At 69.3% G+C, this 23,777-nt stretch carries 18 protein-coding genes; 10 read left to right on the top strand and 8 right to left on the bottom strand.

All coding sequences use genetic code 11. The features are described from left to right. Positions 1–40 precede the first annotated feature (40 nt). The 4 genes from AC6JA9_RS21500 (at position 41) to AC6JA9_RS21485 (ending at position 3,990) form a co-directional block, all read left to right on the top strand. Positions 41–838 carry a 4Fe-4S dicluster domain-containing protein gene (locus AC6JA9_RS21500; protein ID WP_223748627.1) on the top strand — a complete coding sequence of 266 codons (798 nt, stop codon included), beginning with the start codon at positions 41–43 and terminating at the stop codon, positions 836–838. Then, entirely contained in the window at positions 835–1,989 is a 1,155-nt protein-coding gene (nrfD, locus tag AC6JA9_RS21495) for an NrfD/PsrC family molybdoenzyme membrane anchor subunit (RefSeq protein WP_497957756.1), read from the top strand. Before AC6JA9_RS21500 ends, nrfD begins: the two co-directional genes overlap by 4 nt. Positions 1,990–2,101: 112 nt before the next feature. Continuing rightward, complete coding sequence (locus tag AC6JA9_RS21490; RefSeq protein WP_223748629.1) at positions 2,102–3,208, top strand: isopenicillin N synthase family dioxygenase; 1,107 nt, start codon at positions 2,102–2,104, stop codon at positions 3,206–3,208. A 371-nt stretch (positions 3,209–3,579) separates the two neighbouring features. Then, positions 3,580–3,990, top strand: coding sequence for a hypothetical protein (locus AC6JA9_RS21485; RefSeq protein ID WP_483577906.1), 411 nt, complete (start codon positions 3,580–3,582; stop codon positions 3,988–3,990). 144 nt (positions 3,991–4,134) lie between these two features. On the opposite strand, the gene AC6JA9_RS21480 is transcribed toward AC6JA9_RS21485, so the two are convergent. The 3 genes from AC6JA9_RS21480 to AC6JA9_RS21470 are packed head-to-tail and all read right to left on the bottom strand — an operon-like array spanning position 4,135 to position 8,951. Then, positions 4,135–6,147: an acetyl/propionyl/methylcrotonyl-CoA carboxylase subunit alpha gene (locus tag AC6JA9_RS21480; RefSeq protein WP_223748631.1), complete on the bottom strand. Its 2,013-nt coding sequence runs from the start codon at positions 6,145–6,147 to the stop codon at positions 4,135–4,137. Between the two features lie 9 nt (positions 6,148–6,156). Then, entirely contained in the window at positions 6,157–7,764 is a 1,608-nt protein-coding gene (locus AC6JA9_RS21475; RefSeq protein ID WP_223748632.1) for a carboxyl transferase domain-containing protein, read from the bottom strand. 11 nt (positions 7,765–7,775) lie between these two features. Beyond that, positions 7,776–8,951, bottom strand: a complete 1,176-nt coding sequence (locus tag AC6JA9_RS21470; RefSeq protein ID WP_483577904.1) for an isovaleryl-CoA dehydrogenase — start codon at positions 8,949–8,951, stop codon at positions 7,776–7,778. A gap of 168 nt (positions 8,952–9,119) precedes the next feature. On the opposite strand from AC6JA9_RS21470, the gene AC6JA9_RS21465 reads away from it, so the two are divergent. Then, entirely contained in the window at positions 9,120–10,112 is a 993-nt protein-coding gene (locus AC6JA9_RS21465; protein ID WP_223748634.1) for an AraC family transcriptional regulator, read from the top strand. A gap of 4 nt (positions 10,113–10,116) precedes the next feature. Here the strand turns inward: AC6JA9_RS21465 and AC6JA9_RS21460 are convergent, their stop codons facing one another. The 3 genes from AC6JA9_RS21460 to AC6JA9_RS21450 form a co-directional block, all read right to left on the bottom strand. Beyond that, positions 10,117–10,923: a LytR/AlgR family response regulator transcription factor gene (locus AC6JA9_RS21460; protein WP_497957755.1), complete on the bottom strand. Its 807-nt coding sequence runs from the start codon at positions 10,921–10,923 to the stop codon at positions 10,117–10,119. After that, positions 10,916–12,007, bottom strand: coding sequence for a sensor histidine kinase (locus AC6JA9_RS21455; protein WP_497957754.1), 1,092 nt, complete (start codon positions 12,005–12,007; stop codon positions 10,916–10,918). The genes AC6JA9_RS21460 and AC6JA9_RS21455 overlap by 8 nt, the downstream gene beginning before the upstream one ends. A 136-nt stretch (positions 12,008–12,143) precedes the next feature. Further along, a complete protein-coding gene (locus AC6JA9_RS21450; RefSeq protein ID WP_223748637.1) occupies positions 12,144–12,347 on the bottom strand; it encodes a hypothetical protein in 204 nt (67 codons plus the stop codon). Positions 12,348–12,561: 214 nt separating this feature from the next. On the opposite strand from AC6JA9_RS21450, the gene AC6JA9_RS21445 reads away from it, so the two are divergent. From AC6JA9_RS21445 to AC6JA9_RS21435, 3 genes are all read left to right on the top strand, one after another. Further along, positions 12,562–13,065, top strand: a complete 504-nt coding sequence (locus tag AC6JA9_RS21445; RefSeq protein ID WP_223748638.1) for a hypothetical protein — start codon at positions 12,562–12,564, stop codon at positions 13,063–13,065. A 317-nt stretch (positions 13,066–13,382) separates the two neighbouring features. Next, a complete protein-coding gene (locus tag AC6JA9_RS21440) occupies positions 13,383–13,829 on the top strand; it encodes a CsgG/HfaB family protein (RefSeq protein WP_223748639.1) in 447 nt (148 codons plus the stop codon). Then, the gene (locus AC6JA9_RS21435; protein WP_473565404.1) at positions 13,826–15,271 is read left to right on the top strand and encodes a FlgO family outer membrane protein; all 1,446 of its coding nucleotides are present in this window, start codon (positions 13,826–13,828) and stop codon (positions 15,269–15,271) included. Before AC6JA9_RS21440 ends, AC6JA9_RS21435 begins: the two co-directional genes overlap by 4 nt. A gap of 3 nt (positions 15,272–15,274) precedes the next feature. Here AC6JA9_RS21435 and AC6JA9_RS21430 read toward each other — a convergent pair whose 3' ends face one another. Next, positions 15,275–17,137: an SBBP repeat-containing protein gene (locus AC6JA9_RS21430; protein ID WP_473565405.1), complete on the bottom strand. Its 1,863-nt coding sequence runs from the start codon at positions 17,135–17,137 to the stop codon at positions 15,275–15,277. A gap of 255 nt (positions 17,138–17,392) precedes the next feature. Between AC6JA9_RS21430 and AC6JA9_RS21425 the strand changes: the two genes are divergently transcribed. Beyond that, the gene (locus tag AC6JA9_RS21425) at positions 17,393–18,658 is read left to right on the top strand and encodes an MFS transporter (protein ID WP_223748642.1); all 1,266 of its coding nucleotides are present in this window, start codon (positions 17,393–17,395) and stop codon (positions 18,656–18,658) included. A gap of 10 nt (positions 18,659–18,668) precedes the next feature. Here AC6JA9_RS21425 and AC6JA9_RS21420 read toward each other — a convergent pair whose 3' ends face one another. After that, a complete protein-coding gene (locus AC6JA9_RS21420) occupies positions 18,669–20,027 on the bottom strand; it encodes a cytochrome P450 (RefSeq protein WP_194869111.1) in 1,359 nt (452 codons plus the stop codon). Positions 20,028–20,160: 133 nt separating this feature from the next. Here AC6JA9_RS21420 and AC6JA9_RS21415 point away from each other — a divergent pair, with 133 nt between their 5' ends. Next, positions 20,161–23,664 carry a pyruvate carboxylase gene (locus AC6JA9_RS21415; protein WP_223748644.1) on the top strand — a complete coding sequence of 1,168 codons (3,504 nt, stop codon included), beginning with the start codon at positions 20,161–20,163 and terminating at the stop codon, positions 23,662–23,664. Positions 23,665–23,777 lie beyond the last annotated feature (113 nt).

Genomic DNA, 23,777 nt, shown 5'->3' with positions numbered 1-23,777 from the left:
TGTCCCCTGGCAGGAGAAGAAGGACGAGGAGCGATAGCGCATGAGTCGCAAGGGCTTCTTCACCGATTCGACGGTGTGCATCGGCTGCAAGGCCTGTGAGGTGGCTTGCAAGCAATGGAACCAGCTCCCCGATGACGGCTTCCACTTCACCGGGATGTCCTATGACCAGACCGGGGATCTGGGCTGCTCGACCTGGAGGCACGTGGCCTTCGTGGAGCGGCCGGTGCCGATGCCGGGCCACTCGACGGGCGTGGGCGACTTCTCGTGGTTGATGGTGTCGGACGTCTGCAAACACTGTCAGCGCGCGGGGTGTCTGGAGGCGTGTCCCACGGGCGCCATCGTCCGCACGGAGTTCGACACGGTCTACGTCCAGCCGGATGTCTGCAATGGCTGCGGTTACTGCGTGGTGGGCTGTCCCTTCGGCGTCATCGACCGGAGACCGGATGACGGTCGGGCCTGGAAGTGCACCCTCTGCTACGACCGGATTGGCGAGGGCATGACGCCAGCCTGCGCGAAGGCGTGTCCCACCGAGTCCATCGTCTACGGAGACCTCGACGTGCTGCACGAGCGCGCGGACAACCGCCTGCGTGAGCTGCACTCGCAGGGCATCATCAGCGCCTATCTCTACGGGAAGGACGCGACGAACCAGCCGGGGACGGGCGGGCTCAACGCCTTCTTCCTGCTCGTGGATCGCCCGGAGGTCTACAACCTGCCGCCCGACCCCGTCGTCCCGACGATGAAGGCCGGACAGGCCTGGGGCGCGGTGGCCGTGGGGGCGCTGGGGATGGCGGCCATGGCCGTGGGCGCGGTGCTGCTCGGCCGCCGGGGGAACCCATGAGCGCGCGTGACGCCGAAGACACCTTCCTGGACAAGCTCCAGCGGCGCTCGGATGGCCGCAATGTGAACCCGGACCTGGGGACTTTGCTCGGCGAGGGCGCACAGCAGCGGGTGATGGACCTGGACAGCGCCAATCCGACCCATGGGTTCCAGGCTCGGGTTCCTTCCCACTTCGTCGCGGACACCGCGGAGTCGCCGAGCTACCACGGGCTGGCCGCCATCAAGCAGCCGGTGTGGATCGCCACCGTGCCCGCGTATCTCTTCGTGGGCGGCGTCGCGGGCGCGGCGAGCCTGCTGGGGCTGGCCATCGACGTGCTTGGCGAGAAGTCGATGGAGCCGCTCGCGCGGCGCTGCCGGATCTTGGGGACCGCGGGGGACATGGTCAGCGCGGGGTTGTTGATCGCCGACCTCGGCCGCCCGACGCGCTTCCTGAACATGCTGCGGGTGTTCCGGCCCACGTCACCGATGAGCGTGGGATCGTGGGTGCTGGCGCTGTCGGGAGCACTCAACACGGTGGGACTGGTGTTGGGTCGCTCGCGAGGTGTGCTCGGTGTCACGGGCAAGGTCGCGGGGTATTCGGCCGCGATGCTAGGAATGCCATTGGCCGGTTACACGGCGGTGTTGCTGAACAACACGGCGGTGCCGCTGTGGCAGTCCACGCGGCGCACCCTGCCGTTGTTCTTCATGGCGTCGGCGAGCGCGAGCGCGGGGAGCCTGCTGTCCCTGGCGCCGCACACGGAGCGTGAGGCGGACGTGCTGCGGCCGTATCGCCTCGCGGGCAAGGCCGCGGAGGTGGTGATGGCGCACGCAGTGGAGCTCGACGCTCGCCGTGCCCCGGAGGTCGCCCGGCCGCTGTCCGAGGGCCTCTCGGGGGCGCTCTGGAAGACCTCCCGGGCCTGCTCGGTGGCGGGGTTGGTGGTGGATGCCCTCCCGGGGCGGCAGCGCTGGAAGCAGGTGGCGGCGGACGTGCTGACGACGGTGGGGGCGGTGGCCGCGCGCTTCGCGGTGTTCCATGGAGGGCAGGCGTCCGCGAGGAATCCGCAGGCGACGTTCAAGCCGCAGCGACAGGGCCATGGGGCGGCGGAGGTGACGGGCCACGCGGTGGCTTCGGATGGGAAGCCCTGGAGCTTCCCGCTGCCCGTGGTGCGGTGAGTGCGGGCCCTGGTGGTTCGGCCCTGTCTGGGGAGGGGCGCTGATACCAGGGGTAGTGGCACCCACGAGGCCCTCCCTTTTGGTCGCCAGGAGCGATAAACCTGGGGGCACCATGGCCGAGACCTCTTCGCTGAACATCCCCACTGTCGACCTTGCAGACCTTGCCTCGGGCGAGGCGAGCCGCATCGAGCGCGCCGCGGCGGCGCTGCGTGAGGCGTTTGGCGTCTTCGGTCTCGTGTACATCAAGAACCACGGCGTCGACACGCAGGCGCTCCATCGCTACTACGACGCCTTCGCGGCCTTCATCGCGCGCTCGGCCGAGGCGAAGAAGCCCTACGGTCGCGCGGAGCTCTGGTACCAGCGGGGCTGGACGCCGCCGAACACCGAGGTGGCCGTCGCTGGCAATGGTCAGCCGGACTTCAAGGAGTGCTACTTCGTCGCGCCCTACCCCAACGACGAGGTGGCGGCGATGGAGTTCCCGGAGCTGTATCCGGAGAACGTCTGGCCGCCCGACGCGCCGGAGTATTTCCAGGAAGGCATCGTGACGCTGGGGCGCTCGCTCCACGAGGCGGGCCTCAAGCTGCTGCGAGGCTCGGCGGTGGCGCTGGGGCTGCCCGAGGACACCTTCACCGCGCTCTGCGAGCGGGCTCCGCACATCACCCGCGCGCTGCAGTACCTGCCGCTGCGGCCGGAGCAGGTGAACACGGACATCGTCTGGGGCGAGGAGCACACGGACTTCAACCTGCTCACGCTGCTGCCCGGTGGCCGGTTCCTGAACCCCGAGGGCAAGCCGGCGCCGAGCCCGGATGACAAGAGCGGGCTGTATCTGCGCACGCGCGCGACGGACGAGGATCCGCAGGGCCGCAAGGTCCGTGGCACCGCGCCGGCGGGCTGCATCGTGGCGCAGGTGGGACAGCAGCTGGAGATCCTCACGGGCGGCACGTTCCTGGCGACGCCCCACGTGATTACGGCGCCCGGAGTCGCGGGCTGGCAGCGTCAGTCCGCCGCGCACTTCGTGCATGTGCACACCAGCGCGGTGCTGTTCCCGCTGGAGAAGTTCCGCACGCCTTCGGCCATCCGCAGCTACGCGCCGCCGGTCCTCGCGGGGACGTATGATATCAAGACGCTCGTGGACATCGGCCTCGCGCCGCCGAGCGCGCTCGACAAGCTGGGCTACCGCCACTACGACCGGCTCAACCAGCAGCGCGCGGGCGAGTAGCTCCGCGACGAACCAAAAAAACAGACATGTCTATCATTGCATTGATAGACATGTCTGTTTTGTCTTGGATTGCTCTCCTCTCATGCAGGCCTACCTGATGGTTCGTGCATGTAGGCACGAGTCACGGCCCCTGTATGATCGCTGCTCGAGAGGGCTGGAAATGGCTGAAGGGCTGTTCATGTAGGCATTGGCCTCCAGAATCCTGTTCGCGAGGGTGACAGGCCCTCGAAAAAGTAGCTGATAAGTTGTTCATGTAGGCATTGCACACCCAGTGCGTACCATCTCAGCCAAGGCTCGCAGCGAAAAACCACTGAACATCATGGCAGTAGGCTTCAGGAGATATCGAGATGCAAAGCGGACGTACGACGACCGTGATGGTGGCGCTCAGTCTGGGTCTGGTGATGGCGGCGGGATGCGCGAAGAAGCCTGAGGTCCCCGGCTCTCCGGAGGATGTCTATCGGCGCTTCGCGCTCGCGAACCTCACGGGCAGTGAGCAGGCCATCCGCCCCCTCATCATCGACCACCCGGACGCGGCAATCCTATGGTCGGAAGGGGCCTACCCCGCGGACGTGGCGGAGGAACTCGGCAAACACTACCGCGAGATGAAGATCGTCCGCATCGAGGAGAAGTTCGAGTGGGTCCTCATGAAGGGCTCCGACTCTCCTATCCCGATGGAGCTCCGTCGCATCGACGGGGTGTGGCGACTCGACGCGTCGCCGATCATCGACTTCCGCAAGCGGGCGGCCGCCCAGCGCGGATCCGACTCCAGTCGGCTCCCGTGAAAAACCCCTGAGAGTCTGTTCAGGGGGAGCGCGTGCCGCGACGCCAGGCGGCGGCGAGAATCCGGCGCCGGGCCACGACACGAGCCTCACTCCACGATGAACCAAAGGCAGCGTCGGAGACCCACGACGCTGCCCCCGCTGTCCTCAGGCCACCTTCTCCTCGATGACCGCGAGCTCCGTCCCCTCGCTCACCTGCTCACCGGGGTGATGCCGGAAGCTCGCGAGCACGCCATCGCGCGGGGCGGAGATGGTGATCTCCATCTTCATCGCCTCCATCACCAGCAGCGGCGTGCCCTTGGAGACCTTCGCCCCCACCTCGGCCAGGTGCGCGATGACCTTGCCGGGCATCGGCGCGCGCAGCCCGCCCTCTGCCTCCGGGGCCGTCGCCTCGACGTCGAGCGGATCGAACGACTCCAGCTCCCACCGCCGGCCTCGCGCGAACACGCTCCAGCGCGCCCCCACCGGGACCACCGTCGCGTGAACCGTCCCCTCGGGCGACGCCAGCGTCACCGCGTCCCGCTCGCCCACCGTGAACCGCACCGGCACCCGCGCCGCGCTGTCCTGCCCCCCCGGCGCGGACACCCGCATCACATACGTGCCAGGGCCAGAGGCCTCCGCGCGAATCTCCCGCACCACGTCCCCGTGACGCAGCGTCACCAGGAACGGCGCCACCGCGCCCAGCCGGAAGCCATCCAGCTGCGCCCACGGCGAGCCCGGCTCCGCCTTCGCGGCCTCGTCACGCGCCCGCGAGAGCACCGCCACCGCGCCCAGCCTCCAGATGTCGTCGGGAATCTCCCCCTTGGGCGGCTGCAGCGCCTCGCGCTCACGCTCGATGAGGCTCGTGTCCAGGTTCGCCTGGGAGAACGACGCCGTCCTCACCAGGCGGCCCAGGAACTCCACGTTGTTCGCCACGCCGACGACCTGGTAGCGCTCCAGCGCCTCGCGCATCTGCCGCAGCGCCGCCTCCCGGTCCTCGCCCCAGACGATGAGCTTCGCGATCATCGGGTCGTAGTGCGTGGAGATCTCATCCCCCTGCTCCACGCCCGTGTCCACGCGCACGTGCCGCGACGTCTCCGGCGGCACCAGGTGCACCAGCCGACCCACGGACGGGATGAAGCCCGCGTCCGGGTTCTCCGCGTAGATGCGCGCCTCCATCGCGTGGCCCCGGATGGACAGCTCCGCCTGCGTCTTCGGCAGCCGCTCACCGGAAGCCACCCGCAGCTGCCACTCCACCAGGTCCAGGCCGGTGATCTCCTCGGTGACGGGGTGCTCCACCTGGAGACGCGTGTTCATCTCCATGAAGTAGAAGTTCCCCGCGGGGTCCGCGATGAACTCCACCGTGCCGGCGCCCACGTAGTTCACCGCCTTGGCGGCGAGGATGGCCGTCTCGCCCATCTTCGCGCGCAAAGCCTCCGTCATCCCCGGCGCCGGCGCCTCCTCGAGCACCTTCTGGTGACGCCGCTGCACCGAGCAGTCCCGCTCGAACAGGTGCACGTAGTTGCCGTGCGTGTCACCGAACACCTGCACCTCGATGTGTCGCGGCCGCTCGACGTACTTCTCGATGAGCACCAGGTCCGAGCCGAACGCCCCCAGCGCCTCGCGCCGACACGACGCCAGCTGCGCCTCCAGGTCCTCCGCGCGGTCCACCCGGCGCATGCCCTTGCCGCCGCCACCCGCGCTCGCCTTGATGAGCACCGGGAAGCCGATGCGCTGGGCCTCCGCCTTGAGCCGCTCCACGCCCTGCTCGTCGCCGTGGTAGCCCGGCGTCGTCGGCACCTTCGCCTTCTCCATCAACGCCTTGGACGCGGACTTGGAGCCCATCGCCCGGATGGACTCGGCGTTCGGCCCCACGAAGACGATGCCCGCCGCCGCGCAGGCCTCGGCGAGCACGGGGTTCTCCGAGAGGAAGCCGTAGCCCGGGTGGATGGCCTGGGCGCCCGTCTTCTTCGCCGCGTCGATGAGCTTCTCCACCACCAGATACGACTCGCGCGCGGCGGGAGGCCCCAGCCGGACGGCCTCGTCCGCCAGGCGGACGTGACGGGCGCCCGCGTCGGCGTCCGAATAGACGGCCACCGTGCGGATACCGAGCCGACGCGCCGTGCGGATGATGCGGCAGGCAATCTCGCCGCGATTCGCGATGAGCAGACTTTCGAACATGGTCGAGTCCTACATCCGGAAGACGCCGAATCGAGTCTCCTGAATCGGAGCATTCAACACGGTCGAGAGTGAAAGGCCGAGCACGCGACGACTCTGCGAGGGGTCGATGACCCCGTCGTCCCACAGCCGCGCGGTGGCGTAATACGGGTGCCCCTGCTCCTCGTACTGCGCGCGGATGGGCGCCTTGAACTCCTCCTCCGCCTCCTTCGCCCACGTGCCGCCCTGGCCCTCGATTCCGTCCCGCTTCACCGTGGCCAGCACCGACGCCGCCTGCTCGCCGCCCATCACGCTGATGCGCGCGTTGGGCCACATCCACAGGAAGCGCGGCGAATACGCCCGGCCGCACATGCCGTAGTTGCCGGCCCCGAAGCTGCCGCCGATCAGCATCGTCACCTTGGGCACCCGCGCGGTGGCCACGGCCGTCACCATCTTCGCGCCGTCCTTCGCGATGCCCGCGTTCTCCACCTTCCGGCCCACCATGAAGCCGGTGATGTTCTGCAGGAACACCAGGGGGATGCCGCGCTGCGAGCACAGCTCGATGAAGTGCGCGCCCTTCTGCGCCGACTCGCCGAACAGGATGCCGTTGTTGGCGATGATGCCGACCGGGATGCCGTAGAGGTGCGCGAAGCCCGTCACCAGCGTGGTGCCGTAGCGCGCCTTGAACTCGTCCAGCCGCGAGCCGTCCACCAGCCGGGCAATCACCTCGCGCACGTCGTAGCGCTTGCGCGCGTCGAACGGGATGATGCCGCCCAGCTCGCTCGGGTCGTAGAGCGGCTCCTCGGAGCGCTCCAGCGCCACCGTGTGCGGCCGCGTGCGGTTCAGGTTCGCCACGATCCGCCGCGCGAGGAACAGCGCGTGCGCGTCGTTCTCCGCCAGGTGGTCCGCCACGCCGGAGATGCGCGTGTGCACGTCACCGCCGCCCAGGTCCTCGTTGGTGACGACCTCGCCGGTGGCCGCCTTCACCAGCGGCGGGCCGCCCAGGAAGATGGTGCCCTGGTTCTTGACGATGATGGTCTCGTCGCTCATCGCCGGCACGTACGCGCCGCCCGCCGTGCACGAGCCCATCACCACGGCGATCTGCGGGATGCCCGCCGCGCTCATCTGCGCCTGGTTGAAGAAGATGCGGCCGAAGTGCTCCCGGTCCGGGAACACGTCGTCCTGGCGCGGCAGGTACGCGCCGCCGGAGTCCACCAGGTACACGCACGGCAGGCGGTTCTCCTGGGCGATCTCCTGCGCGCGCAGGTGCTTCTTCACCGTCATCGGGTAGTACGTGCCACCCTTCACCGTCGCGTCGTTGGCGACGATCATGCACTCCTGGCCCTGGACGCGGCCGATGCCGGCGATCATCCCCGCGGACGGGGACTCACCGCCGTACATGTTCCAGGCCGCCAGCTGGCCGATCTCCAGGAACGGCGAGCCGGGGTCCAGCAGGCGCTCGACGCGATCCCGGGGCAGCAGCTTGCCTCGGGAGACATGGCGCTGGCGGGAGCTCTCGCCGCCGCCCTTGGCCGTGAGCGCCACCTTCTCGCGCAGGTCGCCGACCAGCTTCTGCATCGCCTCCGCGTTCGCGCGGAAGTCGGCGGAGCGGGTATCCGTGGTTGATTTGAGGATGGCCATGGTGGTGTTCCCTATGCGGTCTCGGCGAACAGCTCGCGCCCGATGAGCATGCGGCGGATCTCCGACGTCCCGGCGCCGATCTCATAGAGCTTGGCGTCGCGCCACAAGCGCGCCGTGGGGTACTCGTTGACGTAGCCATTGCCGCCGAGGATCTGGATGGCCTGTCCCGCCATCCACGTCGCCTTCTCCGCGGAATAGAGGATGGCGCCCGCGGCGTCCTTGCGCAGCGTCCTGGCGTGGTCCGCCTTGTCGCAGGCCTGACCCACCGCGTAGACGTACGCGCGGCACGCCGACCACGACGTGTACATGTCCGCGAGCTTCGCCTGGATGAGCTGGAACTGGCCGATGCTCTCTCCGAACTGCTTGCGCTCGTGGACGTACGGCAGCACCACGTCGATGCAGGAGCCCATGATGCCCAGGGGCCCGCCGGCGAGCACCGCGCGCTCGTAGTCGAGCCCGGACATGAGCACCTTCACGCCCGCGCCCACGCCGCCGAGCACGTTCTCCTCCGGCACCTCGCAGTCCTCGAAGAAGACCGGGTACGTGTTGGAGCCGCGCATGCCCAGCTTGTCCAGCTTGGTGCCGAAGCTCAGCCCCTTGGTGCCGCCCTCGACGATGAAGGCAGTGATGCCCTTGGGGCCCAGCGCCTCGTCCGTCTTCGCGTAGACCACCAGCACCTTCGCGTTGGCGCCGTTGGTGATCCACATCTTGGCGCCGTTGAGGATGTACTTGTCCCCGCGCTTCTCGGCCTTGAGCTTCATGCTGACGACGTCCGAACCCGCGTCCGGCTCGCTCATCGCCAGCGCGCCCACGTGCTCGCCGCTGAGGAGCCCGGGCAGGTACTTGCGCCGCTGGGCGTCGGTGCCGTTGCGGTAGACCTGGTTCACGCACAGGTTCGAGTGCGCGCCGTAGGACAGGCCGACGGACGCGGACGCGCGGGAGATCTCCTCCATGGCGACGATGTGGGCCAGGTAGCCGAGGCCCGCTCCGCCATACTCCTCGCTCACCGTCATGCCGAGGACGCCCAGGGCGCCCAGCTTCGTCCAGAGGTCCTCCGGGAACAGGTTCTCCCGGTCGATGTCGGCCGCCCGGGGAGCAATCTCCTTGGCGGCGAAGGCGCGCACGGTGTTGCGCAACATCTCGACGGATTCACCGAGCGCGAAGCCCAGCTCTGCGAAGTGAGCCATGAAGTCGTTTCCCAACCAGCGTCTCGAGGTGGCTGGCGGACATTAGGTACGAGGGAGGGCTCGCGTGCGCCAGGGTGGTTGCAAATCGTGCCAACCCGGCCATGCTGCTCGCCGATGCCTCGACGCCTCCAGCGCTCCCCCGAACCCCTGCCGCGCGCGGAGACGCCCATGGCGTTCGTCCGGGCCATCGTGCTCGCGTACGAGAAGTACGGTGTGGACCCGCACGACGCACTGCGAAAGGCGGAGATCACCCGCGCGCAGCTCGGCCGGGTGTCGGCGCGCATCAACGCCGGGCAGTTCGAGACGCTCTCGGCCACGGCGATGCAGGAGCTGGATGACGAGGCCCTGGGGTGGTTCACCCGCCGGCTCCCCTGGGGGACGTACGGGATGCTCTGCCGGGCCTCGCTCAGCTCGCCGACGCTGGGCATCGCGCTGCAGCGCTGGTGTCGCCACCACCGGCTGCTGACCGAGGACATCCTGCTCTCACTCGAGGTGGAGGGCACGACGGCGCGCCTCGCCATCGAGGAGCGGCACGAGCTGGGCGCGATGCGCGAGTTCTGTCTGCTCAGCAGCCTGCGCTACGTGCATGGGTACGCCTGTTGGCTGGTCAACTCACAGCTGCCCCTGCGCGAGGTGACGTTCCCCTTCGCGACGCCGGCGCACCAGTCCGTGTACCCGCTCCTGTTCCCGGGGCCGGTGCGCTTTTCGGCCACCCGCGCCAGCATGAGCTTCGACGTGGGCTACCTGGAGCTGGCGGCCAAGCGTGACGAGCAGGCCCTGCGGGCGATGCTCAAGCGGGCGCTGCCGCTGACGGTGCGGCAGTACCGGAGGGACCGGCGGCTGGTCGAGCGGGTGCGCTCACAATTGAGCGACCCTCGCGCCTCGGGGACCACCGCGCAGCACGTGGCGTCCGCGCTGCACGTGTCGGTGCGCTCGCTGCATCGACAGCTGGCGCTCGAGGGGACGTCGCTGCAGAACCTCAAGGACGACGTGCGGCGACGCCACGCGCTGGAGCTGCTCGGGCGCTCCTCGGTGCCCATCAAACACGTGGCGCTGGACGTGGGGTACGCGGACGAGAAGATCTTCTCGCGAGCGTTCAAGCAGTGGACCGGAGAGTCGCCGAGCGAGTACCGCCAGCGGCTCCAACGCGCGGGCGAGTGAGGTCTCAGAACGACTGGCGCAGCACGGCCTCCACCGCAGCCTTGCGTCCTGGGCTCAGGCGCAGCCGGGTGCCGTCGCGCAGGACGACGACCCAGCCCTTGTCCACGTCGGGCTCCAGCTCCTGGATGCGACTGACGTTCACCAACGTGGACCGGTGGACGCGCACGAAGCACTTCGGGTCCAGCCACTGCTCGACCCGGTTGAGCGTCTCGCGCAGCATGGGGCTCTTCGCGCCGGAGTGCAGTACGACGTAGTTGCCCTCCGCCTCGCACCAGTCCAGCTCGGCGACGGGCACGACGACCACCTTGCCGTCCGTCTTCACCGCGATGCGCTCCAGGTACTGTCCGGTGTCCGCGGGCGGCGCGTTGGCCGGCGTGTAGCCCGCGAGCAGTGACGACAGTCGCTCGAGGAGCGCCCGCTCCCGGCCCTGCTCACGCTGCTTGCGTGCGCGCGAGAGCGCCTCCTGGAAGCGGGCCGCGCTGAAGGGCTTGAGGAGGTAGTCGAGGGCGTTCGCCTCGAAGGCGCGCACGGCGTGCTGGTCGAAGGCGGTGACGAAGATGACCGGCGGCATCAGCTCGGGCCCGACTTCGCGCAGGACGTCGAAGCCGTCGACCTCGGGCATCTGGACGTCGAGGAACACCAGGTCCGGCCTCTCTCGGAGGATGACGTCCACCGCGTCGCCGCCGCTCTCGCATTCCCAGAGCGCCGTGACGTCGGGGGCACGGGACAAGAGGTGGCGCACGTTGTCGCGGGCCAGCGGCTCGTCGTCCACCACCAGCACCCGCCAGCCTGCCTCGCTCCCCTCACCCATTCGCTGCCCTCCCCTGCGGTGACGGCTCGACCGTGGACACCTGGAACGGAAGCTCCACGCGGGCCAGGGCGCCACCGCCCGGTGCGTCCTCGAGGGTCACACCATAGCCTTCGCCATGGAGTTGCTGGATGCGCTCGCGGGTATTCGCCACGCCGATCCCCGTTCCCGGGGTGCTCCCTGGACGGAGCCCGGGGCCGTCGTCGCGGACCTCGAGCACCAGCCGTTCGCCCCTTCTCAGGCTGCGCACCCAGATGTTCCCTCGGGCCGCGCGGCGGGAGGTGCCGTGCTTGATGGCGTTCTCGACCAGGGGTTGAAGGATGAGCAGGGGCACGCGTGCCCCCAGCGTCTCCGGCTCCGCTTCCAGGTGGAAGCGCAGGCGACTGCCGAAGCGGAGCTGCTCGATGCCGAGATAGCGGCGGACCAGCTCCAGCTCCTCGGACAGCGTGATGCCCTGCTCGTTGCGTCCGTCCAGGCTGGCCCGCAGCAGCGAGCTCAGCTCCACGAGCGCGTCCTCGGCCTCCGCGTTCCGCGTCTGTCGAACGAGAGAGACGACGGCGTTCAACGTGTTGAAGAGGAAGTGCGGGTCGAGCTGCGCCCGGAGCGCCTCCAGCCGCGCCTCCGCCAGACGTGCCGCGAGCCGCGACTCGCCCAGCTCCCGCTCACGGGCTCGACGGAACGCGCCCAGCGTCGCCCAGGCCGCGAGGAACAGCAGGTACTCGAAGGACCCGAGCACGCCTCGCTCCAGCAGGAGTCTGCGGAACCCGTCGGTGAACGTGAGCTCGCGAGTCGACCACGACTCGAGCACCGAGAGCGCCAGCGAGAGCAGCACCGAATGGGCCAGGACGAAGCCGCCACCCAGCGCGATGAGCCATCCCCCGGTCCGAGCCTCGAGCGGGGCATCGCGCGACACCCGACGGAACGTCATGAGCACGAGCGGCGCCAGCAGGGCCCAGACGCTGTAGGGAATCAGCGCCAGAACCAGCGCCGAGACGAAGCCCTGCCGGTCACGCACCTGCGCGGTCAGCGCCTGCGGCAACGCCGCGAGCAGGCCAAGCCCCATCCCCCACCACCAGGCTCGGCTCACGGTGCGCCCCCTCTCTGCTCCAGGCTGTCGCTGGGCGCACGCGACTTCACCACACTCGAGATGCGGACCCAAGCCGCGGCCCTGCTCGGATGGAGCGCCCCCGGCCTGGGTGTGGCATCCCGCCCGGCGGCCGGGCCTAGGGGCTCGTGACGTGCACGAGGCTCGTCATCGCGTCCACGTACAGAGTGGTGTTGTCGGCATACAGCGGCAGCAACGGGATGACCGCGACCTGGTTCAGCTTCGTCTTGCGGAGCTGCTGCGTTGCCGGATCCTTGAACACCGCGAACGGGAGGTCCTGGATGACGTAGGGCTCGCCATCCACGTGGCCGACGATCATCAAGACACGACCTGGAACGACGATGAGGTCACTCAGAAGAAGACGGCTCCGTGTGGTCGGTTGCCCCCCGCTGGCACAACGAACGCTCGGCGCGAGCTATTTCGCGGGCGCCCGGCGTTTTCTCCGGAGGGCCACCGAGATGTCACGGTTCCTGCTCTTTCTGGGTGGGCATGTTGCGTGAGACCATCCTCGCCACAGCACAATCGGAGGAGAACGCATGCATCGCAGCCTGTCGCTCACCTGTGTGGCGCTGTTCCTGATGGTGTCTCCGCTCGCCGCGCATGCCCAGACGGCGCCCCCGGGGTACGCGCTGGAGCTGGACGAGCAGTTCACACCTGGGGACATCCAGGACCTGGAGATGCAGGGCTACAATCGCTGTCTCGGCCAATGCCAGGGATGGACGCGAGTCTTCACCTTCGACTGGGAGTTCGAGGACGCGCCCACGGTGGAGATGGCCGCGCGCGCCATCCAGGCGATGCCGGGCTTCAATCCCAACCTCGTCAGCGCCGGTACGATCACGTACGAGCAGTTCGCGACGCGGCTCTACTACCCCTTCCAGCCGCTGGCGGACGCCTACCTGAACAACTGGTGGGACGGTGAGGAGGAGGTCTTCGTCGCCGCCTACCAGCACCATCGGCTCCCCCGGTACTACCAGGCCTACGTCATCCTCTTCGCCCATTCGGGGACGGTGCTGTTCTACGAGCAGGCCGACTTCGAGTAGCCGCTGAACACGCGAGGCCTGTCATGACCCGCGTGCGGGCCTCGCGTGGGTGACGGAGCCTTCGGCTATGCTCCTCCGACTCCGTGAACACGACGCCCCCGGGCTCCGCGCCCGATGACTCCCGCTCCCACGCTCCTGGAACCTCTCCCGAGCGAGCTCGCACGCTGCATGTGACGGAGGCACCAGCCCCACGCGGGGGCTTCGTGCGGAACACGGGGACCGCCCTGCTCATCGCCGTGGGGCTCGCTCTCCCGGGGGGCGTCGCGAACCTGCTCCGACCTCAACCGCCGACCACCGCGAGCGAGCCATTGCCCTCCGTGGCGAACCCCGTCCCACGCACGGGCCCCGTGAGCATCTGCGTCCTGAAGTTCCGCGACGTCAACGAGGACACGTCACTCGAGCTTGCCCTCGCCGAGGCCGTCATCACGGACATCGGCGCGCATCCCGGCCTGCGCGTCGTCGAGCGCGAGCAGCTCGACCTCCCGATGAAGGAACAAGACTTCCACCAGTCGGACCGAGTGGACCCGGAGACGCGCGCTCGCCTGGGCCGCCTCATCGGCGCCGAGGTCGTCGTGCTCGGCAGCATCCAGCGCTCCGGCCCCCTGCTCCGCGTCGCCGCCCGGTTCGTCCACGTGGAGACCGGCGAGGTGCTCGACACCGCGCGCGTCGAAGGCCCCGCACAGCAGCCCTTCGAGGTGCAGGACGCCCTCACCACGCGGGTGCGCGCCCTGCTCCCGGCACTGTCCGCGAGGCTGCGCCCATGAGCCCCGCTCGCGCGCTCCTGCTCCTCCTCCTCCTCTGCGCCCAGACCGCGCTCGCGGCCACCCCGTCCAAGCCTCCTCCCGGTCCCGCCGCGGTGATGCCGTTCCGCAACCTCAACGGCGACATGGCCATGGACTGGCTCGCGCGCGGCATGACGGAGACGTTGATCTCCGACCTGCGCGCCAGCGGACGCGTCCAGGTCGTCGAGCGCGAGCAGCTCGAGGCGGCGCTGGCCGAACTCAACGCCCAGGAGCGACAACAGCTCACCGAATCCTCGGCCGTCCGCGTGGGCCGGCTCGTCGGCGCCCGGATCCTGGTGCTCGGCAGCATCCAGCGCGCGGAGAATCAGGTCCGCATCAACGCGCGCTTCATCGACGTGGAGACGGGCGTCGTCCTCGACACCGCCAAGGTCACCGGCCCCCTGGAGCGCATCTTCGCCCTCCAGGACCAAGTCTGTGGCCGGCTGCTCCGTGAGCCCGTGAAGCCACGCGCGGGACGCCCCTCGGGCAAGGCGGCCGTGCTCGCGCTCGAGACCTACGGCCGCGCCATGGCCACCACTTCGCCCGATGAGCGCGCGTGGCTGCTGCGCGCGACGCTGTCCGGCTCGCCGGACTTCGCCTACGCCCAGGAGGAGCTGTCCCGGATGGACCAGCGCCTGGCCGAGCTCGCGCGCGAGGCAGAGCCCGAGGTGAAGGACGAAGAGGCTCGCCTGCGTGGCGTCATGGAGGACCCGAAGAGCCCCGCGGACGAGCGCTCGGCCGCGGCCCTCCAGCTCCTCAACCTGTCCCGCGCGCGCGGACGCTGGCGCACGCTCATCCGTGATTCCGAGCGCATCCTCGCGCTCGACCTGTCCGCGCATCTCGGTCGCCGTCCGTCCGAGGAGGCCTCGCTCTACCGCTTCCAGGCCTTCGGTTATCTCGACGACTGGGACGCCCAACGTGTCGCGGGCGAGGACTTCCTGCGCCGCTGGCCGCTCAGCCCCCTGGCGGCCTATGTGGACCTGATGCTGCGCACCACCGCGAGCAACGTGGCGGACGGCCAGCGGGCCTTCGAGAAGATGCGCGCGGACCTCGCCGCGGAGGAACAGGCCGTGGCCCTGCGGATCAGCGAGCTCGAGAAGAAGGGCAAGCCCACGCAGGAGGAGCACCGCAAGATCGCGCTGCGTCGGTGCCTGGAGCACAACAACCACCCGCGCTTCCGCGTCCATGTCCTGGCTCCATGCCGCGCGTACTACGAGACCTGGAGCGCCAGCGCGACGACCCCCGCGCAGAAGAACGACCTGCGCTACGCGAGGGAGGCGGAGCTGACCTCCCTCGTCGGCCTGCGCCGCTACGCCGAGGCCCGTGCGCGTCTCGCCGCCTTCCGCCAGGAGGACCCCGACGGCGAGCGCATCAGCCGCGCCCGCGCCGTGGTGCTCAACATCGGTGCCCACGAAGAGGAGTGAGCCTCAAGGCACGATCGCGGGCAGCTTCGTCACGAACCCGTCCGGATTGCCCAGGAGCGTGTTGCCCTCGTAGTTCCCCTCCAGGTAGCCACCCAGGTACAGGTTGTCGTCCTCGTCCAGCACGACGCCCATCGGGTACACCGGCTTCTCCACGCCGCCGAGCACCGCCGGCGCCGTCTGCCGGATCCACTGGATGGCACCCGCGGTGTCCATCTTGAAGACGAACGGATGTCCCGCGCCTCCCGCCGTGTCCGTGGGCGAGCCCACGTCCCCGTGGCCCGTCCCCGCCACATAGAGGAAGTTGTCGAACGGGTTGCTGAAGAGGCTCCAGGCGAAGTTGCCCGCGCCGGAGTCCAGCTCCTTCACCCACTGCCGCGTGCCCGCCGGGCTGTAGCGCGCGACGAAGGTCGCGACCTGGGGCGTGCCCACGGGCAGCCCATCCATGCCGCCGCCGCTGTACCCCGTCACGTAGAGCTGGCCGTTCGTGTCCACCGCCGCGTCCCGGAGGCTCGCGTTCGTGCCCGGCGCCCCCAACAGCCGCGTCCACTGCTTCACGCCATCCGCGTCGTACTTGATGATGAACGCATCCTCCGGACCGGTCAGCACCTGGCCGTCCAGGTTGCCCGCCGTGATGCCCGCGACGTAGACGTTGCCCGAGTCATCCGCGGCGGCCCGATTGGCCCGCGTGCGCTGCCCCGCGACGCCGAACTGCCGCGTCCACAGCAGCGTGCCCGCCGCGTTGAACTTGCTGACGAACCCATCCGCGATGCCCGTCTTCGTATTGCCCGGCAGCGCCCCGTCCGTCTGCCCCACCAGGAACGCGTTGTCGACGTGGTCGAGGGACACGCCAAGCCCCTCCGTCCCCACTCCGGGAGCGCCCACCTGCCGCGTCCAGCCGTGCACGCCCGTGTAGCGGTAGCGCAGCAGGAACGCGTCCTTGGTCCCGATCAGCGGCGCGCCTTGCAGCGAGCCGCTCGTGTACCCGGCGACGTAGATCTCCTCGAACCGCCGATTGCGCGCCACGCTCTCGCCCACGACGATGCCGTTCGGCACGCCCAGCTGCCTGTGGAAGCTGACGTTCCCATTCCAGTCCCTCGCGGTGAGGAACGCGTCCATGCCGCCCACCAGCGGCGAGCCATGCAGCCCCACGTTGGTCATGCCCGTGACGTAGGTCCGCGCCGCCGGGTCGCCCGCCATGTCGTGGATCCGGGTGAAGCCGCCCGTGGCACCGGCTGTGTTCGTCCACAGGTCATCCACCGACGGGAAGGCCCGGCACTCGTACATCTCCATCAGGTTGAGCGAGATGGTCTCGATGCCCGCGCGGGCGTCGTTGTCGTCCGTCACGTTCAGCCGGTACTTCTTGTAAGCACCCGGGGAGGCCACGTCGAACTGGCGCCGCTCGACGCCCGCCCACCCCGTCTGCGCCGAGCGCGTGTCCACCACCACCCACGCGCTGCCGTTCCAGCCCTCGAACGTCCAGTTGCGTGGCGCCCGCGAGGTGATGCCGCCGTTGTTGTAGCTGAGCGCGTAGCGCCGAACGATGCGCGGCAGCCCCGGGAACTCGTACGCCAGCCACGCGGGCGCGACGTTCTTCGTGGACAGCCAGAAGGCGCTCGTGTTGTCGAACGCCTTCCACGCCTCGTAGATCGTCGGGTTCGACGTCCACCCGCCGGAGCTGGTGACGATGCCCGAGGGGCTGGTGGCGCTCGTCATCACCGGCAGGATGTTGACGCAGTTGTCGAGGGCCTGCGCCGAGCTCGTCAGCTCCTCCTGGGGCCCGTCGGCAGGTGGCTCCCCACCCTGGCAGCCCCCCAGCGCCAGCGCGCCGAACAACGCCCACCCTGCTACCGCGTTCACGCCTCTCATGGTGTCTCTCCTTCGACCCGCCACGGGCCCCGTTGATGGGGCTCCGGGGGGCCACGGAGATACCGGCCCCCCGGGAAACGGCCGGGAGGAGAGTGACGAAACCGCCCCCGGGCGGGACGAAACCGCCCCCGCCGGGGATGAGACCTGAATCAAAGTTCATATTTTCCAGCCCCTTGCGAGCGAGCCGCTTTTCCACGCGCTGCGTCGAAAGAATCGGCCTTGCCGCAGGGCGACCCAACCCATTGAATGGTGCTCATGAAATTCCTGCGTGAGCTGCGCTCGGTCCTGAACCTGACGGTGCTGGTGGCGGGGCTCGGCTACTTCGTCGACCTCTTCGACATCACGTTGTTCGGCGTGGTGCGCGCCGCCTCGCTCCGCGACATCGGCATCACCAGCCCGGAGGAGGTGCTGTCGAAGGGCATCCTCATCTACAACTGCCAGATGGTGGGGATGATGGTGGGCGGCCTGCTGTGGGGCGTGCTCGCCGACAAGCGCGGACGGCTCTCCGTCATGTTCGGCTCCATCCTGCTGTACTCGTTCGCCAACCTGGCCAACGCCTTCGCCTGGGACGTGACGAGCTACGCGGTGTTCCGCTTCCTGGGCGGCGTGGGGCTCGCGGGTGAGCTGGGCGCGGCCATCACCCTGGTCGCCGAGTCGCTCCCCAAGGAGAAGCGCGGCCTGGGCACCACCATCGTCGCGACGCTCGGCATGCTCGGCATCGTCGCCGCGGCCTTCGTGGGGCAGCACCTCAACTGGAAGGTGGCCTACTTCACCGGCGGCATCATGGGCATCGCGCTGCTGTTCGCCCGCTTCAAGGTCTCCGAGTCGGAGCTGTTCACCAAGAAGACGGACCCGTCGCGCGCCAATCCGCTGCTGCTGCTGCAGGGCAACCGCTTCCTCAAGTACATCTGCTGCATCCTCATCGGCGTGCCCATCTACTTCACCACGGGCATCCTCTTCACCTTCGCGCCGGAGCTCACCGCGGGCCTCAACGTCCAGGGCACCGTGACGGCCGGCAACGCCATCCTCTACGGCTCCATCGGCCTGACGATTGGCGACCTGCTCGCGGGCCTCTTCAGCCAGTGGCTCAAGAGCCGCAAGCGCGCCGTGGCGCTCAACCTGGTCGGTGGCTTCCTGCTGATGCTCGTCTACGGGCTGGTGCCCGGGCTCACCAGCACCATGGTCTACATCCTCAGCTTCCTCATCGGCATCATGGTGGGCTACTGGGCGGTGCTGGTGACCATGGCCGCCGAGCAGTTCGGCACCAACATCCGAGGCACGGTGGCCACGACGGTGCCCAACTTCGTCCGGGGCTCCGCCGCCATCGCCGCCAGCGGCTTCGCCGTCCTGAAGGGCCACATCAGCGTGCCCGCCGCCGCCCTCACCGTGGGCAGCATCTGCTTCGGCCTGGCCCTGCTGGCCCTCACCCGCATCGAGGAGACCTTCCACCGAGACCTCGACTACGAGGAGACCGGCCCCGACGCGGCCACCGCGCCGAGCGCCGGCCCCCAGGCCTCCTGAAGCGGCCGCTTCAGCCCTGGCGCGCGCGCACCCGCACGGGCATGCCGCGCTTGGGCACGAAGGTCAGCCGCGTCTGCCACTCCACCGGCGTGCGGCCCAGGTACTCCACGTCGCAGCGTTGCAGCAGCAAGGCCAGCGTCTGCACCGTGTCCACCTGGGACATGTGCTGGCCCACGCAGATGCGCTGACCCGCTCCGAAGGGCACGTAAGCGCACTTGTGCTGCCCCACCTGCCGCTCCGGCAGGAAGCGGTCCGGGTCGAACGTCTCCGCGTCCTTCCAGTGGTCCGGGTGCCGGTGGATGGCGTACGGGCACATGAGCAGCTGCGTCCCCTTCGGGAGCATGACGCCGCCCACCTCCACGTCCTCCGCCGTCTCGCGCAGGATGGTCCACGCCGGAGGGCTCAGCCGGTTGATCTCCTGCACCACCCGCGTGGTGTACGGGAGCTTCGCCACGTCCTCGTACTTCGGCGCCTCGTCGCCGCACACCTCCCGCACCTCCTCGCGGATGCGGCGCACCACGTCCGGGTACTGGGTGCACGCGTGCACGGCCCACGTGAGCGACGTGGCGATCATCTCGAAGCTCGCGCCGAAGAGGTTCACGATCTCGTCGCGCACCTCCTTGTCGTTCATCGACTCGCCCGTCTCCCTCGCGCGCGACTCCACCAGCATGGACAGCAGCGTGATGTCGCCGTCGCGGGTGCCGCGCTCCCGGCGCTTGCTCAGCCGGCCGTAGATCCACCCGTTGATGAGCCACAGCGCCATGCCCATGCGCGGGGCCTTGGGGTCGAAGCGGGGCAGGAGCTTGTAGAACAGCACGCCCCACGGCGTGTGGCGCCGGCCGAACACGTCGATGGCGTCCATGATGCGCGCGAAGTGCTCCTCGCGGGGGTTCTCGTCGAAGCACGTGCGCCACATCACCCCGAACATCAGGCGCGCGGCCTCCGTGTACATGTCGAAGGACTCCCCCTTCGCCCCCAGCGCCATCCACCGCTCCACCCCCTTGTGCAGCTCGTCCGAGAACAACCCGGACCACAGGCGCACCTTCTCCTTGCTGAACAGCGGCTGGACCATGTGCCGCTGGCGCTTCCAGTGGTCCCCCCGGCTCACCGTCAACCCATTGCCGTTGAAGGGGTTCTCGATGCGCGGCTTGGGGAACAGCTGCGGCTCGTCGATGAGCACCCGCTTGACGTCCACGGGGTTTCGCAGGAACGCGATGGGGGTGCCGTAGACCCGGACGAGGGACACGTCGCCGTACTCGGCATGGAGCTTGTTCGCGAGCGCCAGGGGCTCGTTGAGCATGGGGAAGAAGCTCCCCAGGACGGGCAGTCCCCGGGGGCCGGCCACGCGGCGCCCGGAGGATGAGTTCACGGAGGTGTCCATGGCCCGATTTGCGCCGGTCACCTCCGGGCCGTCAAGGTGGCCCCACTGACTTGAACCCGACGTCCGCCCTCGGGCCGGTTGCACCAGGCCCCCCAGCCGCCCTATCCCCTGGACCCAAGCCATGGCTCCCTCTTCCATCCGACCCATCCAGAAAGTGCTGTGCGCCAACCGCGGCGAGATCGCCATCCGCGTGTTCCGGGCCTGCAACGAGCTCGGCATCCGCACCGTCGCCATCTACAGCGACGAGGACCGGACCCACGAGCACCGCCACAAGGCGGACGAGGCCTACCTGGTGGGCCGAGGCAAGCGCCCCGTGGAGGCCTACCTGGGCATCGACGAAATCCTCGACGTGGCCGAGCGCGCCGGCGTGGACGCCATCCACCCTGGCTACGGCTTCCTGTCGGAGAACGCTGGGTTCGCCGAGGCCTGCGAGCGCCGGGGCATCCGCTTCATCGGCCCCACCTCCGCCGTCGTGCGGACCATGGGCGACAAGGTCGCCGCCAAGCAGCTGGCGAAGCAGGTCGGCGTGCCCACCGTGCCGGGCACCACGCTGGAGGGCGACGACGCGAGCGTGCTCGCCCAGGCGCGCCGGTTCTTCCAGGAGCACGGCGGCCCGGTGCTGGTGAAGGCCGCCCACGGCGGCGGCGGGCGCGGCATGCGCGTGGTGCGCGAGGAGAAGGAGCTGGAGGCGGCGCTCACGTCCGCGCGCTCCGAGGCCCAGAGCGCCTTCGGCTCCTCGGCGGTGTTCCTGGAGAAGTTCCTGGAGCGGGTGCGCCACATCGAGGTGCAACTGCTCGGTGACCTCCATGGCGGCCTGGTCCACCTGCACGAGCGCGACTGCTCGGTGCAGCGCCGGCACCAGAAGGTCATCGAGATCGCCCCCGCGCCCAACCTGGCCCCCGCCCTGCGAAGCGCCATCTGCGACGCGGCGGTGCGGCTGGCGCGCGAGGCGGGCTACAGCAGCGCGGGCACCGCGGAGTTCCTCGTCTCCGACAGCCACTTCTACTTCATCGAGTGCAACGCGCGGCTCCAGGTGGAGCACACCGTCACCGAGCAGGTGACGGGCGTGGACCTGGTGCAGAGCCAGATCCGCATCGCGGAGGGCTACGCGCTCGGCTCACCCGAGGTGGGCATCACCTCGCAGGCGTCGCTCCAGCCGCGCGGCTACGCGGTGCAGCTGCGCGTCACCACGGAGGACCCGTCCAACAACTTCATGCCGGACGCGGGCATCATCACCGCGTGGCGCGCGGCCACCGGCTTCGGCATCCGCCTGGACGGCTCCAACGGCTACACCAACGCGCACATCTCGCCGTTCTACGACTCCATGCTGGTGAAGGTCATCGCCTACGCGCCGACCTTCGAAGGCGCGGTGATGAAGGGCCAGCGCGCGCTGCGCGAGTTCCGCATCCGCGGCGTGAAGACCAACCTGCCCTTCCTGGAGAACGTGCTGCGCCACCCCGCCTTCCAGGCCGGTGAGACGTACACGCGCTTCATCGACGAGACGCCGGAGCTGTTCCAGCTCACGCCGCGCAGGGATCGCGCGAGCAAGCTGCTCACGTACCTGGCCGAGGTCATCGTCAACGGCCACCCCACCATCAAGAAGCACCAGCGGCTCAAGCCCACCCAGTTCATGGAGCCCCGCGTGCCGGTGGCGCCGCCCGGCCCCGTGCCGAAGGGCACCGCGCAGATCCTCGCGGAGAAGGGCCCCCGGGGGCTGGCCGAGTGGGTGCTCGCGCAGAAGCGCGTGCTCCTGACGGACACCACCATGAGGGACGCACACCAGTCGCTGCTGGCCACGCGCATGCGCACGCGCGACATCCTGCGCGTGGCGCCGGCCACCGCGCACCTGGCCTCGGAGCTGTTCAGCCTGGAGAGCTGGGGCGGCGCCACGTTCGACACGTCCTACCGCTTCCTCAACGAGGACCCGTGGGCGCGCCTGCGCTCGCTCAAGGCGGCCGCGCCCAACCTGCTCCTCCAGATGCTCCTGCGCGGCGCCAACGCCGTGGGCTACACCAGCTATCCGAACAACGTGGTGGAGGCCTTCATCGACGAGGCGGCCGAGGCGGGCGTGGACGTCTTCCGCATCTTCGACAGCCTCAATGACCTGGGCAGCATGGAGGTGTCCATCCAGCGCGTGCTCAAGACGGGCAAGGTGGCGGAGGTGGCCATCTGCTACACGGGCGACGTCGCCAACCCCAAGCGCAAGAAGTACACGCTGGACTACTACGCGGACCTGGCGAAGCGCATCGAGGACTCGGGCGCCCACTTCCTGTGCATCAAGGACATGGCGGGCCTCTTGCGCCCCCGCGCCGCGGCCATGCTGATGGACCGCCTGCGCGAGGTGACGAAGCTGCCCATCCACCTGCACATGCACGACACCGCGGGCAACGGCGTCGCCAGCTACCTGGAGGCGATTGAACACGGCGTGCACATCGTCGACGTGGCGCTGGGCAGCATGGCGGGCCTCACCAGCCAGCCCAGCCTCAACGCGCTGGTCAGCGCCCTGCGCGGCCACCCGCGCGAGACGGGCCTGGCCAACGCGCGCCTGCAGCCGCTCGCCAACTACTGGGAGGACGTGCGCGAGTACTACGCCCCCTTCGAGAGCGGCCTCAAGAGCACGACGAGCGAGGTCTACTACCACGAGATTCCGGGCGGTCAGTATTCCAACCTCCGGCCGCAGGTGGCGGAGATGGGGCTCTTGAGCCGGTGGAACGACGTGAAGGACGCGTTCGCGCTGGTCAACGTGCTGGTGGGGGACATCCCCAAGGTGACGCCGTCGTCGAAGATGGTGGGCGACTTCGCCATCTTCCTCCTGAAGAACGACCTGATGGTGCGCGCGGCCACGCTCGCGGAGGCCGCCGCGCTCACCCACCAGAAGCTCATCGCCGAGGCGCCCCGGCTCGACTTCCCCTCCAGCGTCGTGGGCTACTTCCGCGGCGAGCTGGGCCAGCCGCCCAACGGCTTCCCCGAGGACCTGCGCGCCGCGGTGCTCAAGGGCCTGCCGCGCGTGGAGGGCCGCCCGTCGGCGAGCATGCCCGCGCTGGACCTGGAGGCGCTGCGCGCGGAGCTGGCGAAGAAGACGGGCCAGCCCATCTCCCACGCGGACGCCATCTCCAGCGCGCTCTACCCGCGCGTGATGGCCGGGTACCTGGACGACGCGGGCCGGTTCGAGGACGTGTCCATCCTCGACACGCCGAACTACTTCTACGGCATGGAGGTGGGCCAGGAGATCTGGGTGGACCTGGAGCCGGGCAAGACGCTGGTCATCAGCCTGTCCGCGGTGGGCGAGCCCGACGAGGACGGCCTGCGCACCGTCTACTTCGCGCTCAACGGCCACAACCGCACGGTGCAGGTGCGAGACCGGAGCCGCGCCGCGCGCGTGGAGGCCCGTCGGCAGGCGGACCGCGCCAACCCCAACCACGTCGCCGCGAGCATGCCGGGCACGGTCATCGCGGTGCACGTGAAGGCCGGGGCCAGCGTGGAGTCGGGCGCGCCGCTCGTCACGCTGGAGGCGATGAAGATGGAGACGGTGGTGCGCGCGCCTCGCGCGGGCACCATCGCGGAGGTGGCCACCACGCTGAAGGCCGCGGTCCAGGGCGGTGACCTGCTCGCGGTGCTCCAGTAGCGGCGCTTCACGAAACCCGGGCGGAACGTTGAGTGTGGGCGCGGCCTTTGACATGGTCGCGCCCCATGAAGCGTTCACTCCTGTCCTTATTGGCACTGACGTCGTGCGCCACC

This window comes from Myxococcus sp. MH1 (assembly GCF_059738865.1).
The sequence above is the reverse complement of the archived record's forward strand: the minus strand, read 5'-3'. Positions and strand labels throughout refer to the sequence as shown.